General features: G+C 53.2%; 12 protein-coding genes. 7 read left to right on the top strand and 5 right to left on the bottom strand.

What is annotated here, in order from left to right; genetic code table 11:
- Positions 1–1,377, bottom strand: a complete 1,377-nt coding sequence (locus tag C5523_RS13780; protein WP_108701345.1) for an SrfA family protein — start codon at positions 1,375–1,377, stop codon at positions 1–3.
- A 280-nt stretch (positions 1,378–1,657) separates the two neighbouring features.
- Here C5523_RS13780 and C5523_RS13775 point away from each other — a divergent pair, with 280 nt between their 5' ends.
- The gene (locus C5523_RS13775) at positions 1,658–3,256 is read left to right on the top strand and encodes an ABC transporter substrate-binding protein (protein WP_071194146.1); all 1,599 of its coding nucleotides are present in this window, start codon (positions 1,658–1,660) and stop codon (positions 3,254–3,256) included.
- 11 nt (positions 3,257–3,267) lie between these two features.
- A complete protein-coding gene (locus tag C5523_RS13770) occupies positions 3,268–3,501 on the top strand; it encodes a DUF2526 family protein (protein WP_039079091.1) in 234 nt (77 codons plus the stop codon).
- Position 3,502: 1 nt separating this feature from the next.
- Here C5523_RS13770 and C5523_RS13765 read toward each other — a convergent pair whose 3' ends face one another.
- Both C5523_RS13765 and mddA read right to left on the bottom strand, forming a co-directional pair.
- Entirely contained in the window at positions 3,503–3,952 is a 450-nt protein-coding gene (locus tag C5523_RS13765) for a DMT family transporter (RefSeq protein WP_071194147.1), read from the bottom strand.
- The gene (gene mddA, locus C5523_RS13760; protein WP_039079089.1) at positions 3,952–4,467 is read right to left on the bottom strand and encodes an L-methionine sulfoximine/L-methionine sulfone acetyltransferase; all 516 of its coding nucleotides are present in this window, start codon (positions 4,465–4,467) and stop codon (positions 3,952–3,954) included. The genes C5523_RS13765 and mddA overlap by 1 nt, the downstream gene beginning before the upstream one ends.
- Positions 4,468–4,505: 38 nt before the next feature.
- Here mddA and C5523_RS13755 point away from each other — a divergent pair, with 38 nt between their 5' ends.
- The 4 genes from C5523_RS13755 (at position 4,506) to C5523_RS13740 (ending at position 9,232) form a co-directional block, all read left to right on the top strand.
- Positions 4,506–5,078: a helix-turn-helix transcriptional regulator gene (locus C5523_RS13755; protein WP_039079088.1), complete on the top strand. Its 573-nt coding sequence runs from the start codon at positions 4,506–4,508 to the stop codon at positions 5,076–5,078.
- A gap of 70 nt (positions 5,079–5,148) precedes the next feature.
- Entirely contained in the window at positions 5,149–6,186 is a 1,038-nt protein-coding gene (locus tag C5523_RS13750) for an NADP-dependent oxidoreductase (RefSeq protein ID WP_103245624.1), read from the top strand.
- A 259-nt stretch (positions 6,187–6,445) separates the two neighbouring features.
- Positions 6,446–7,102: a GntR family transcriptional regulator gene (locus C5523_RS13745; RefSeq protein ID WP_039079086.1), complete on the top strand. Its 657-nt coding sequence runs from the start codon at positions 6,446–6,448 to the stop codon at positions 7,100–7,102.
- A gap of 198 nt (positions 7,103–7,300) precedes the next feature.
- A complete protein-coding gene (locus C5523_RS13740; protein ID WP_108701344.1) occupies positions 7,301–9,232 on the top strand; it encodes a methyl-accepting chemotaxis protein in 1,932 nt (643 codons plus the stop codon).
- A gap of 52 nt (positions 9,233–9,284) precedes the next feature.
- Here the strand turns inward: C5523_RS13740 and pqqU are convergent, their stop codons facing one another.
- Positions 9,285–11,399: a TonB-dependent receptor PqqU gene (gene pqqU / locus C5523_RS13735; protein ID WP_108701343.1), complete on the bottom strand. Its 2,115-nt coding sequence runs from the start codon at positions 11,397–11,399 to the stop codon at positions 9,285–9,287.
- A gap of 258 nt (positions 11,400–11,657) precedes the next feature.
- Here pqqU and C5523_RS13730 point away from each other — a divergent pair, with 258 nt between their 5' ends.
- Positions 11,658–12,719, top strand: a complete 1,062-nt coding sequence (locus C5523_RS13730; RefSeq protein WP_108701342.1) for a YncE family protein — start codon at positions 11,658–11,660, stop codon at positions 12,717–12,719.
- A 61-nt stretch (positions 12,720–12,780) separates the two neighbouring features.
- On the opposite strand, the gene ansP is transcribed toward C5523_RS13730, so the two are convergent.
- Positions 12,781–14,277, bottom strand: coding sequence for an L-asparagine permease (ansP, locus tag C5523_RS13725; protein ID WP_039079082.1), 1,497 nt, complete (start codon positions 14,275–14,277; stop codon positions 12,781–12,783).
- Between the last annotated feature and the right edge of the window lie 219 nt (positions 14,278–14,496).

The raw sequence follows: 14,496 nt of genomic DNA, 5'->3' as shown, positions 1-14,496 counted from the left end.
TCAGGCACCTGTTTTTCTGAAGGTCACCGCAACGGGCGTGGTATTCGCTTCAAAGCGCGCACTGCATTCCGCGATATCATTGGTTCCGGCTTTGCAGGAAATCTCCGGCATTGGGTAGCGGGAACCGTCGGTGCAACGTGCCGTGCTGCGACTCTTGATCATTAAAACCCCGGTTTCGTGCAGGCCGGAGTACAGGTCGGCGCGACAGCTCAAATTATTGCCCTGAATAACGCGCGCCGTGCCTTTATTGTTCTGAATCTGAAAACGCATAGTGACATCTTTGCCGGTGGCCTGGTCTTTCACGTCCATCACGACGCGCCAGTTACCATTGAGGAAACGGGTCGAGCCCGTTTTTACTTCCAGCGCGTCCATGACCAGCGCATCTTTCGGGATAGCGGTGATCACCAACGGTTTTTTCTCATGTACCACGGGTTCAGGTGTTTCCACTTTGGGCGCAATCACCTCGGCCTGATGGAGCGGCAGATTTGCATTCAGCGTTGGGGTGTGACGCACAACGGCGACCGGCGCAGGTTCGGGGCTGGCCACCACAGGCGCAGACTGTACGGTTTTCGGGGCGGGGGCTTCATGTTGCTGATTTAACCATAATGGCACCGCAACCGCCGCAGCCACGGCGGCCGCAATCGGCAAAACCCACAGGCCGTAGCGGCGACGTTTTACCGCGACAGGGGCTGGCGTCGGTTCCGGCTCGGGAACGGGCTCAGGTTCAGCAACCGGCGAGGCCATTTGCATTACCGGTTCGTCTTTCGCTACGGCTGTGCTGATTCCCGGCACAGGCGCGAGCAGCGGTTCGTCGGCGTGGCTTATCGTGACCGTGGCAACAGGCTCTTCGGCAGGTTCCGGTTCTGGCTCGATAACGGCAAGCGGCTCCGGAATATCTTCTCTGCGCAGGCATTCCAGCACATCGTCTCTGGCACTCTCATTGAGATTAACAAAGCCCCAGAAGGTGATGACCGGCTTACCGTCGACAAGAAAAACGTGGTTTTCACCGGGAAACTGCAACGCTTTTTCCAGCAGTGAACCAAACAGTTGCTGTGCCGTTTTTGGCGACTGCATGCATTTGCGGCTGAGGGTCGCGGCGCTGTCCAGGGTGCTTTCCAGGTAACGTAAGGCACGAAAGCGCGCATCTTCATCGGCGGCTTTCCAGGCCTGGGCGCGGCCTTCGACAGGGGAGTACCAGTCAACGCGGTCGCCTTCATCATTCACCTGCGGTATGGCAAGGCAGTCAACCAGCGCCTGCTGCTTACGCAGACGCAGGGCTTCACGAATTTGTAACGCCGAATCAAATACGGCCTGACCGCCGCCGCCCACGGCTTGAAAATCATCAAGATCGCCGCTGCGCAAGAGTGTTTTTGCCACGTTTTCATCCCATAGACTTTTTCACGCGTCTACTGTACGCAATGTCATCACAAACAAACGGCAGAAGAGAGCGCAAAACCATTGAATTCTCGACGCATTGAGACCATCTCATAAACCTTGACGGCAAGAAGTTCGTTTAAGTTGAATGATAAATTTAATTTTGCTGGAAAATTCAGCAAAAACAACTGGATTAGAATAACCTGATAGTGATTCGTTATTTGCCAGTTCACTTCTGCTGTGCTGAGATTAATACTCCAAATAATAAATAAGGCCCGAATCTATGTTCGCAAGGAAATCCCTGCTCGCGCTGGCGCTGAGCACGCTGTTACCTGCAGGCGCCGTGTGGGCGGCAAACAATGACACCCTTGTCTATTGCTCCGAAGCCTCGCCGGAATCGTTCAACCCGCAAATCGCCAGCTCTGGCCCATCGTTTGTCGCCAGTTCACAGGTGCTGTATAACCGACTGGTGAACTTCGATCCGGTGAAAAACACCCCGATTCCATCACTGGCCACCGCCTGGACAATCTCGCCGGACGGGAAAACATACACCTTTACGCTGCGCCAGGGCGTTAAATTTAACAGCAATAAATACTTTAAACCGACCCGCGATTTTAATGCGGATGACGTTATTTTCTCCGTCATGCGTCAGAAAGACCCTAAGCATCCTTATCATAATGTTTCGAAAGGAAATTACGAATATTTCAGCGATGTTGGGCTGGATAAACTGATTCAGGATGTCAAAAAGGTTGATGACTATCACGTTCAGTTTGTTTTGAGCGAGCCTAACGCCGCGTTTCTTGCCGACTGGGGAATGGACTTCGCCTCCATCCTCTCGGCGGAATATGCCGACGCCATGCTGAAAAAAGGGACGCCGGAGAATGTCGATAACTGGCCGATCGGTACGGGCCCGTATGTCTTACAGCAATACAAAACCGACGCGCAAATTCGCTATCTCGCAAACCCCAACTACTGGGACGGCGAGGTGCCGACAAAACACCTGATTTTTGCCATCACCCCGGATGTCCAGACCCGTCTGGCGAAACTGCAAACCAACGAGTGTCAGATTATCCCGGCGCCTGCGCCGGTTCAGTTTGAGCAGATTAAGGGCAATAAAGATCTGACCCTGCACACTATCGATGCGCTGAACGTCGGCTATCTGGCGTTTAACACCGAGAAAAAACCGTTTGATAATGTCCTGGTGCGTCAGGCGTTGAATTACGCTACTGACAAAAAAGCGATTGTCGATGCGGTCTTCCTGGGGTCGGGTACCGTGGCGAAATCACCGTTGCCGCCGAACATGCTGGGCTACAAAAAAGATCTGAAAGATTACGGCTACGATCCGGAAAAAGCCAAAGCACTGCTGAAACAGGCCGGGCTGGAGAAGGGCTTTGAAACGACCCTCTGGTCCATGCCGGTACAGCGTCCGTACAACCCGAACTCACGTCGCATTGCGGAGATGATCCAGAGCGACTGGGCGAAAGTGGGCGTGAAAGCGAAAATTGTCTCTTATGAGTGGGGCGAATACCTGGCCGGGATGCGTCGCGGTGAGCATGATACCGCGCTGTTTGGCTGGATGTCGGATAATGGCGACCCGGATAACTTTGCCGACACCCTGTTAAGCTGCGCCAGTGTGAAAAGCGGTTCGAATGCCGCACGCTGGTGCGATAAAGCGTATGATGGCCCGGTATTGCAGGCTAAACTGACCAGCGATCCGGCAAAACGCGCCGGGCTTTATGGTCAGGCACAAGAGGTCTTCTATCAGCAGGCGCCGTGGATTGCGCTGGCGAACGGTAAAACCTTCTATGCCACACGCAGTAACGTCACGGGTTATAGCGTGAGCTTAATGGGCAGTGATTTTTCGAAAGCAAAACTGAATTAACAGGGGGAGGCATGTCACATCTGGATGAGGTAATCGCCCGCGTGGACGAAACCATTGCACAAAGCGTGATTGCAAATATGAACGAGCTGCTGATTGCACTGAGCGACGATAGCGCGCTGAGCCGGGAAGAGCGTTATACCCAGCAACAGCGCCTGCGTCACGCCATCTCGCAGCATGGTCGTCAGCATAAAGAGGATATGGAAGCGCGACGCGAGCAGCTCACCAAAGGTGGCAGTATCCTGTAAATCAGAACTGGCGTCTGGCAACCAGCCAGGCGCCAATCACCAGCAGAACCGCACCGCATACCGGGCCAATCAGGGCTTTGAGTGCCACCCCCTGGCTTCTGACCACATCCATCACCAGCCCTCCAATCAACTGACTGGCTACCAACACGGCAATGGTGGTGGCGGCCCCCACGTACTGATAACCACTGATACTGGCGAAGACAAAAAACGAACCGAGCAGACCGGGGATCAACGTCCACCAGCGGACGGTTGCCGCCAGTTCGCTAAAGCCGGACAGGCCGTGTTTTACCAACAAGATACTGACAAACAGAACGATCCCCACCAGCGAGTTCAGCAACATCGCGATCAATATAGTGGATGACGACTGGGTGATGCGTACCATAAGGGTGTTTTGCACCACCAGGCCAATGCCAGCGGCAACCAGAAAGCAGAGGGTAAGGGTCTGATTCATCAGATGGCGTCCGGGTCCTGGCGCTGATCCAGTTGCAATTGCATAAACGTCAGATCCAGCCAGCGGCCAAATTTGGTGCCCACCTGCGGCATCTGCGCAGTGACGGTGAAACCCAGTTTCTCATGCAGATGGATAGAGGCATGGTTCTGCGACTCGATGCCAGCAACCATTACATGTTTGCCAACGCGTTTAGCCTCGTCAATCAGTCGCGCCATCAGCGCCTGACCGATTTTCTTACCCTGGTGATCCGGATGGACGTAGACAGAATGCTCGACCGTGTGACGGAAACCGTCGAACGCGCGCCAGTCGCCAAACGACGCATAGCCAGTGACAACGTCACCTTCTTCGCTTACCAGTACGGGATAACCCAGTAGCGCACGTGCTTCGAACCAGGCAATCCGGTTATCCACGTCAACAGTTTTGTCATTCCAGATGGCCGCAGTGTGCACGACGGCGTGATTGTAGATCTCTGCAATTGCCGCGCAATCGTCTTTACTGGCGTAACGAATATTCATGGTTGAACCTCAGTGATTGTTCACTATAGTATTACGATATGAATACTATTACAGACAACATAAATCAACGGATCAGTGCGCGAATTCGCGTTGAACGGGAATCCCGAGGCTGGTCGCTTAGCGAACTGGCCGAGCGCGCTGGCGTCTCGCGCGCCATGATCCATAAGATTGAACGCGGGGAAAGTAGCCCTACGGCGACACTGCTTGCCCGCTTATCCGGGGCGTTTGGCATTAGCATGTCTACTCTGATTGCGCGCGCTGAGATGCAAGAGGGTAAGCTGTTGCGCTTTGCCGACCAGCCCGTCTGGCGCGACCCACAGACGCATTATTTGCGCCGTCATATCTCGCCGCGCAGCGATCTGCCCATCGACCTGGTACAAATCGATTTACCCCCTGGCAGCAATATCCCGATGCCAGCCTCTTCTTACGCACTTGCCAGGCAATTGATCTGGCTGCAGGAGGGGGAGCTGGTCTTTATGGAGGGTGATACGCGCCATGAAATGAAAGCGGGGGATTGCCTGGAGCTCGGCCCGCCTAACGACTGTCGCTTCATTAATGAAACTGACACATCCTGTCGCTACCTGGTAGTGCGCCTTAATCCAGGCAGTTAACAATGAATGTGCATCTCCTGTTTTCCACGACTAGTATCAATAGAACTTTTCATGGGAACAGGAGAGCAACATGAAACAACAGCATGACCGCAACCGCCGTTGGGTTCTGGCCTCAAGGCCAAAGGGCGCACCGACAGTCGACAATTTTCGGCTTGAAGAAGATGCCATTGCCACCCCAGGCGAAGGCCAGGTGCTGCTGCGAACCGTCTACCTTTCACTTGACCCCTATATGCGCGGCAGGATGAGCGATGCGCCATCTTACAGTCCGCCGGTGCCGGTTGATGGTGTCATGTGCGGCGCTACCATCAGTCGCGTCGTACAGTCACAGCATAACGATTTCCACGAAGGCGACTGGGTGCTGGGCTACAGCGGCTGGCAGGATTACGAGATTTCCGGCGGTGAAGGGCTCGTCAAACTCGGCGAAAATCCTGAACATCCATCGTGGTCGCTCGGCGTGCTCGGGATGCCGGGTTTCACTGCCTATATGGGGTTACTGGATATCGGGCAGCCGAAAGCGGGAGAGACGCTGGTCGTCGCTGCGGCTACAGGGCCGGTAGGGGCGACGGTCGGCCAGATAGGTAAAATCAAAGGGTGCCGGGTTGTGGGCGTTGCTGGCGGCAGTGAAAAATGTCGCCATGCGGTGGATACACTTGGTTTTGATGCCTGTCTCGATCACCATGCCAGCGATTTTGCCGAACAACTGGCGAAAGCCTGTCCACAAGGCATCGATATTTATTTCGAAAATGTCGGCGGCAAGGTATTTGATGCGGTATTGCCATTATTGAATACCGCAGCACGAATTCCGTTGTGCGGGCTGATTAGTGGTTATAATGCGACCTCTTTGCCGGATGGTCCGGATCGTGTCCCGTTATTAATGGGGACGCTCCTGAAAAAAAGAATTCGCTTGCAGGGGTTTATTATTAGCCAGGATTATGGTCACCGCATCAACGAATTTCAGCGTGACATGTCGCAGTGGGTTAAAGAGGGGAAAATCCATTATCGCGAGCAAATCACTGACGAACTTGAAAGCGCGCCAGAGACCTTTATTGGCTTACTTGCCGGGAAAAACTTCGGTAAAGTTGTGATTCGCGTCGGCGAGGATGACTAAAAATGGTGGTGACGGTGAAAACCGTCATCATAATACGTGCAAAATTTTTAAAAACGTCTTTAATTATACAAGCATAAGGAATCGACGACCTTATCGGTAACGGTTCCTGGTAGTTGTGCATAAAAAATAAGATTTTGTTCTAACTTTACGCGTCAATCCAATACCAGGCATGCTTATACATAATATATCTTCGTAAATTATGTTCACCGACACGCTACCAGGCTGAAAATAAATAAGAATTTGGACGGGACACAATCACATGCTTGATTTGGAAAAAGCGCAGCGGACGAGCCTTACTATGCAGGTAGAAGCCAGTCTAAAGAGTGCGCTTATTATTGGTGCGCTTAAACCTGGCGCCCGGCTCATCACGAAAGAAATTGCAGATCAATTAGGAACCAGTATTACGCCTGTCAGGGAAGCATTGTTGCGTCTTGTTTCCGCAGGGGCACTTCATGCTACTCCTGCGCAAGCATTCCTTGTTCCGGACGTGGGTAAGGCGCGATTCATAGAAATTAGTGATATCCGCAAAAAACTTGAAGGCATGGCTGTACGCGCTGCCTGCAAAAATATGACAGCAGGTAAAGTTCATGAATTGCGTATTCTTGCCGAGGCTTTTAGTGAGGCGGCAAAAACAGGAAATACTGAATTGACTTTGCAGTCGAATCGCGTATTTCGTTTTGCCGTATATCATTATGCGGAAATGCCCACGCTTGCCGCAATAATTGAACAATTATGGGTTCGGATTGGCCCATGCTTTAATTATCTTTATCCTTCATCACCTGAGTTATCGCGTGGATATGATTATGGCGATTTATTATCCGCATTCGAGAAAGGCGACGAAAACGGTTGCGAAAAAGCAATATACCGCACCATTGATGATGGCGCAGGCATACTGTTAAAGCAGTTCAATAGCTGAGTGATAGTTTAGTCTCGAAATCATTCAGTGCAATTTGATGATTTTTAAATGCTCCCCACCAAAAATTTGGCAAAGGGGAGCATCATCATCACGTTTTTTGTCTTCAGCGATTTTCCCTCTTAACTCCCTGGGCTGCCTGCCGATAATCGATGAGTGCTAAGTTGAGCGCTAACATTGATGTGACGCAAGGAGTTTGGGATGTCTTTTAGCCAGGGGTTGAAAAATATAACTATCAGTAAAAAGCTGTCAGTCGGGTTTGGGATTGTGCTTTTTCTGGTTGCCATTGCTACCGTTCTGAGCGTATTGCGGTTTAAAGAGATCCGCGACGTCTACGCAAAAACCAACCTGATTTATAGCGTTAACATTGAGGTCTTTCAGGCCAAGATTAACCGCCTGAAGTATCTTTATGGTGATGAGAAAGCCGGTCCGATCATGTCCGACTACGTAAAACATGCGTCGCAGCTCACCGCCAGTGCAAGTGAAATGTCATGGAATGATGACGAGAGCGCGCTGTTGCATACGCTGTCAGGCCATCTGGCGAACTTTGAAGCAGGGTCTGCGGAAATGCAGCAGGCGACGAACGCCATGAAATCCGTTCGCGAGACCCTGGACCTGCTCGGAGCAGACGATAAGCATGCACGCTTTAGTACACTCATCTCCACACCTGTGGCTGATAACGCATTAAGCGCCCGGATTTTTGATCAACTGATTGCCATCGGTGGGGTGCGCGATGCTGCGTTAATGGTGCGTTTTAGCCCGACGAAAGAGACGCGCAATATTCTCGATGATCGCTTCAACAAAGCGCAGGCTGGGGTACAAACGCTTTCAGGCGAGCTTCCGGCTGAGCTGCTTTCTCCGATGCAGGCATTGTGGGATGAAACCGCCCGTTATCGCGACCTGAGCATCAACTATTTTACTGCGGTTCAGGCGATCAAAACGGCTGAGGATAAAGTTAAAGTCGCTGGCGATGACAGCAGCGCTGACATCAAGAAACTGATTGCACGGGTGAAAACTTATAACGATGCGCTGGCGGATAACTCCAGTACCACAGCGGCCATTATCGGCATTATTGCCATTCTGATTGGCGTAATTGTCTCGTGGTGGATTATTCGTCAGATCACCCGTCCTGTTGTCCATAACCTGGCGCTGGCCGAGCGTATCGCCAGTGGCGATCTCAGTTCGCAGATCACCGCACAAAGCGACGATGAACTGGGCAAACTCACCGCTGCAATGGGGCGTATGAATAGCCGTCTTCGCGAGATGATTTTTGACGTTCGTAATAGCGTGGCACAGGTTTCCCATGCGGCAACGGAGATTGTCGAAGGTAATACCGATCTCTCTTCTCGTACAGAGCAACAGGCCGCCGCCGTCGTGCAAACGGCGGCCAGTATGGAAGAGTTAACCGCGACGGTGAAAAACAACGCGGATAACGCGCGTAATGCCAGCAGGCTTGCGGCGCAGGCCTCGAACACGGCCAGTGAAGGTGGCAACGTGATGCGTGATGTGGTGAAAACGATGAGTGATATCCACAATAGCTCAAACAAAATTGCCGACATTACCGCGGTCATCAACAGTATTGCCTTCCAGACCAACATTCTTGCACTTAACGCGGCGGTAGAAGCAGCCCGTGCGGGAGAGCAGGGGCGCGGCTTTGCGGTGGTCGCCAGTGAAGTGCGTAGCCTGTCTCAGCGCAGTTCCCAGGCGGCGAAAGATATCGAGCAACTGATTACCGAGTCGGTGTCTCGCATCAATACCGGCAGTGAACTGGTGGCTAAGGCCGGGGAAACGATGGGGCAAGTGGTGCAGTCGGTCACCCGTGTTAATGACATCATGGGTGAAATTTCTTCTGCCTCTGAGGAGCAAAGCCGCGGGATTGAACAAATTGCCCGCGCGGTGGGTGAACTGGACAGTACCACGCAGCAAAACGCCGCCCTGGTGAGCGAGTCGTCAAGCGCAGCAGGTTCCCTTGAAGAGCAGGCGTTACGCCTGGAGCAACTGGTTGCGACATTCCGTCTTGAGTCGGGCGCGACGCCGGTAAAATCATCGACGCCTGCCAGGCCGCAGCCGCCAGTCTCAACGCCGCGTAAACCGGCTGAGGTGACCAGCGACGACGGCTGGACGACCTTCTGATACGACAGAGGCCCGCTTTGCAAAAAGAGGGCCTCTGGTTATTCAACCGCCATCACTCAAAGCGATAAGCAACTGACAAACCTACGCCATAATTGCGCCCCGGCGCCGGTTCGTAGTAACGGTTATTGGATTCGTTAACAATCACCGATCCCACATATTCACGATCAAACAGATTATCCACGCGCCCGAACACATCCATCATCCAGTTACCGTAGTTAAATTTGTAGCCGGTGTTCAGGCCGACCACCGTCCAGGACGGTGCGGTTGCCGTGTTTTCGTCATTAGCGGCGATATCACTCATATAGTGCACATCCGCACCCGCATACCAGCCTTGTTCGGGGACATAGCCCAGTGATGCAAAGCCCATATTGCGCGCGATACCGGGGATCCGGTTGCCGTTGCAATTACTGTCGCCGCAGACGTCGCTGCGGTAGGTCGCATCCAGATACGTCCACGCCAGTTTTGCCCGCCAGTTTCCGGCGAACTGCTGATCGAGCGCCAGCTCCGCACCCTGACGGCGCGTTTTGCCAGCGTTTTTATAAGTGGTGCGTCCGCCGCTACTGGTATCGGTGACAATTTCGTTATCGGTATCGGTGCGAAAGAGTGCTGCACTGAGTAAGCCATAACCCACGCGAGTTTTGCTGCCGATTTCGACGGTATCGTTTGTCGATGGCTTAAGGGCAAAATTGAGTCCACTTTGCCCGCCAGAACGGTAAGAGAGCTCGTTAATGGTAGGCGTTTCAAAACCACGCCCCGCCGCCGCATAGAGATTCCAGCTATCGGTCAGCGCATATTTCAGCGACCCGGCAGGCAGCCATTTGTGATAGCTGGCATCACCGCTGTCATCGCCGTTGCTCGCCGTAATATAGTGATCGTTTGAATCAAACCAGACCGAGCTATAACGCAGACCCGCATCCAGCGACAGCTTATCGGTCAACTGCCAACGGGTTTGCACATAAGGATCGACGTTCCACATCAGGTTGCGTTCGTTACGACGCAAATTCCCTTCACGACCATAATCCGGCGCGCCATTGACCATCACAAAGTTTTCATAGCCTTTGCGCTGCTCACTCATGGTTTCGTAATTCAACCCGCTGGTGATAGTCACCGGTACCAACAGTTCGCCGCGATGGGTCCAGCGAGTATCGATCCCCTGGTAATGGCGGGTCAGGTCGATTACGCCCCCGGCGTGCTGTGGGTTCAACTGGGGGCCGCGAGGAATTGACTGGTACTGGGTGGTTTCACGCTCCCCGGCGTACATCATGACACTCACATCGTCCTGCGCGCTGAGCTGGCGCTCATAACGCAGTCCGGCCTGTGTCTGTTTAACCGTTTTGCGCGTGTCGTACTGTACGGCACGCGGTGACTGGCGCGGGTTAGCGTGCCACTCCTCTTTCGTGAGACCGCCCGGATCGTTCGCCTTGATGTCCACGCTGTTGAAAATCAGCGTCAGCTTACTGGCCTCGTCGATACGCACACCCAGTTTGGCGTTGGCAAGATTTTTACGCGCACCGCTGCGATCGCGATAGCCATGGGTGACAAAACGGGTCGAGGAGACCGTGTAATCCACATCGCCCGGCTGTGTGCCATCGCCCACCGCACCGCTGGCTTTAGTGCCATAGCGCCAGCTTCCGTAACTGCCGTAATAACTGCTGGCTTCAAGTTCCGTTGGCTGATGGCCCGTCTGGGTGGTCACATTCACCACACCGCCAGATGCATTGCCGTACAGAGCAGAGAAGGGGCCGCGCAGGACGTCGATACTCTCGACACTGGTGAGATCGATATTCGAGGTTTGCCCCTGTCCGTCCGGCATGGTGGCAGGAATACCGTCGACATACATGCGAATACCGCGCACGCCGTAGGTCGAGCGGGAACCAAAACCGCGAATGGAGAGCTGTAAATCCTGCGCATAGTTCTGGCGATTTTGCACCTGTAAGCCAGGCACGCCGCCCAGCGATTCCGAGAGGTTTATTTGAGGCGTGGCCTGACGAATATCGTCGCCGTTCACGACACTGATAGCCGCCGGGGTGTCGAGTTCTGAAACTGTGCGGGGTGTCGCGCTGACGATCATCGTTTGTTCATTGTCGGCCGCCAGCACGGCAGGCGCGTAGATGACCGGAAGTAACAGCGCTGGAAACGCTGTTCTTGAAAGGGCAAAAATATTCATAAATTGACCAGAATAAGAAACGAACCAAATGGGAACATGGCGTAATGTTAATATCTTTAACAATTCATGAAAACTTTAAGGGCACATTACGTTAACAAAAAGTGTAGACGTTACCGCCGATGACAGTAAAAACAGATTTACTGCTCCACATTGCACGCAATAATGATTACTATTCTCAATTAATAAGGCAGGGCTATGACCCTGGCGTCATGGAAGCATGTGAAGCAAAACTATATTTGTTTATCAAAGGGAGTCGTCATGTCTTTACGTCATTTATCTGCGCCACGTCTGCGTCGTTCACTGTTGTTAGGTTCACTGCTGCTCGCCGGGACATTTCACGCCCAGGCCAGCGAAGAGATGCTGCGTAAACCGGTCGGTAAAGGTGCCTACGAAATGGCCTGGAGCCAACAGGACAACGCGCTGTGGGTGGCTACCTCACAGAGCCGTAAAACCGATAAAGGCGGCGTGGTCTACCGTCTGGATCCACTTTCACTGGACGTGACGCTGGCTGTCCATAACGATCTCAAGCCGTTCGGTGCCGCCATTAACTCCCGGACGCAAACCCTGTGGGTGGGTAATACCACTAATGGCGCCGTCACTGCCATTGACGCAAAAACGGGCGATGTGAAAGGGCGCCTGGTGCTTGATGACCGTAAGCGCAGTGAAACTGTGCGTCCGCTGCAGCCGCGTGAACTGGTGGTGGATGAAACGACTAACACTGTTTACATCAGCGGTATCGGCAATGAGAGTGTGATTTGGGCGGTAAATGGCGAAACCATGACGCTCAAATACACCATTACGGGGACCGGTAAATTCAGTACGGGTCTGGCCATCGATGCGGCGGCAAAACGCCTGTATAGCACCAACGGTGACGGGGAATTGCTGACTATCGACACCGCCACCCACAAAATTGTGACGCGTAAGAAATTGCAGGATGACGGTAAAGAACACTTCTATCTGAATCTGAGCCTGGACACCGCAGGCCATCGCGCCTTTATTACCGACTCCAAAGCGCCTGAGGTTCTGGTCGTTGATCTGCGTAATGGAGCTGTACTGCAAAAGATCGCCGCGCCGGAATCCCTGGCGGTGCTGTTTAACCCGACGCGTAACGAAGCGTATGTCACCCATCGTCAGGCGGGCAAAGTCAGCGTGATTGATGGCAAAACCTATAAGGTGGTGAAAACCTTCGATACGCCAACGCATCCGAACAGCCTGGCGCTCTCCGCCGATGGTCAGACGCTCTATGTCAGCGTGAAACAGGCGGCCAGCAAAGAGAAAGAGGCCACTGAGCCGGACGACATCATCCGTATTGCCCTCTAAGCACGCATAAAAAAAGCCAGCCGGTGGCATACCTGGCTGGCTTTTATTTTTACACGTCAGATTATTTCGCGGTTTCTTCTACAAGCTCAGTGGGAGCAGCGGTAGCGTCAGCCACGACCGGCGCGGTGCTGTGAATTTCCGCTACGCGTTTACGCACACCGAACCAGCCAATCACCAGCAGCACAATCAGCAGTGGGAGACAACCGATGGTCAGGGTGCCGTTCGGGTAGTCAAACGCCATCAGAACCAGCACAGAGAAGAGGAACATCAGCGTTAACCAGGAGGTGAACGGTGCCCCAGGCATTTTAAAGCTGACTTCCGCCGCTTTGCCTTGTTTGATGGCTTTGCGCAGACGCATCTGGCAGAGCACGATAAAGCCCCACGACGCGATGATGCCCACAGACGCCTGGTTAAGAACGATTTCAAACACCTGTGCCGGAACCAGATAGTTCAGGAACACGCCCACAACGTAGACTGCCAGGGTCGCGAGGATCCCCGCGTACGGTACGTGCTGTTTGTTCATTTTGGACATGAACTTAGGCGCGGAACCCCCCATCGACATGGAACGCAGGATACGCCCCGTGCAGTACAAGCCGGAGTTCAGGCTCGACAGCGCAGCGGTCAGGACCACGATATTCATCACGTCGCCCATGTACGGCACGCCCAGTTTAGAGAAGAAGGTCACAAACGGACTCTGCCCCGGCTGATACGCCATCCACGGCAGCAACAGAACCAGCAGCACCACGGAACCAACGTAGAACAGGCCGATACGCCAGATAACGCTATTGATCGCTTTCGGTACGGTTTTTTCCGGGTCTTTACATTCACCGGCTGCGGTACCGACAAACTCGATAGAGGCAAAGGCGAAGACCACACCCTGGATCAGAACCAGCGCAGGGAGCAGACCGTGGGGGAAGAAGCCGCCATTATCGGTGATCAGATGGAAACCCGTCGCGTTGCCGTCCAGCGGTTTACCGGATCCCAGGACGATAGTCCCGACAACCAGGAAAGCGACAATGGCCAGTACTTTGACCAGCGCGAACCAGAATTCCATTTCAGCGAACCACTTCACGCCGATCATATTCATGGTCCCGACGATGGCGAGCGCACCAAGGGCAAATACCCACTGCGGTACATCGCCAAACGCACCCCAATAATGCATATATAACGCAACGGCGGTGATATCCACGATACCGGTCATCGCCCAGTTTACGAAATACATCCAACCGGCGACATAGGCCGCTTTTTCACCCATAAATTCACGGGCATACGAGACAAAACTGCCGCTGGAAGGGCGGTGTAATACCAGCTCACCCAGTGCACGTAAGATGAAGAAAGAGAAAAGACCACAAACCAGATAAACGATCGCCAGTGATGGCCCCGCCATCTGCAGACGCGCTCCGGCGCCTAAGAATAACCCCGTTCCGATTGCGCCGCCGATAGCGATCATCTGTACGTGGCGGTTGCCCATCGCTTTGTTATAACCCTCTTCGTGAGAGTTTAACCAGCGTCGTTTCGCGGCCTGATGCTCCGCCGCGTTGTTGTTGGTTGTTTTCATTGCGTTACCCGTTGACCTGTCTGAATCTTTTGGAACTTCCTCGACCCCACAGAGCAGCAAGACAATCGTTTGCTCTGTTGGGAAAGCGTTCTGTCTTTTCAATCATTCTACGTATGAATAAGACACAACATGGCGCAGCATCCTACCTGCATTTTTTTGGCGACGCAAAACATACCAGACGAAAAAACGATGGGTATGAGTTGAATTTGTGACGTAAGT

The organism is Phytobacter sp. SCO41 (genome assembly GCF_003073275.1).
Classification (GTDB): Bacteria; Pseudomonadota; Gammaproteobacteria; order Enterobacterales; family Enterobacteriaceae; genus Phytobacter; species Phytobacter diazotrophicus.
Note: the sequence above shows the minus strand (reverse complement) of the source record. Positions and strands in the feature narration are given on the sequence as shown.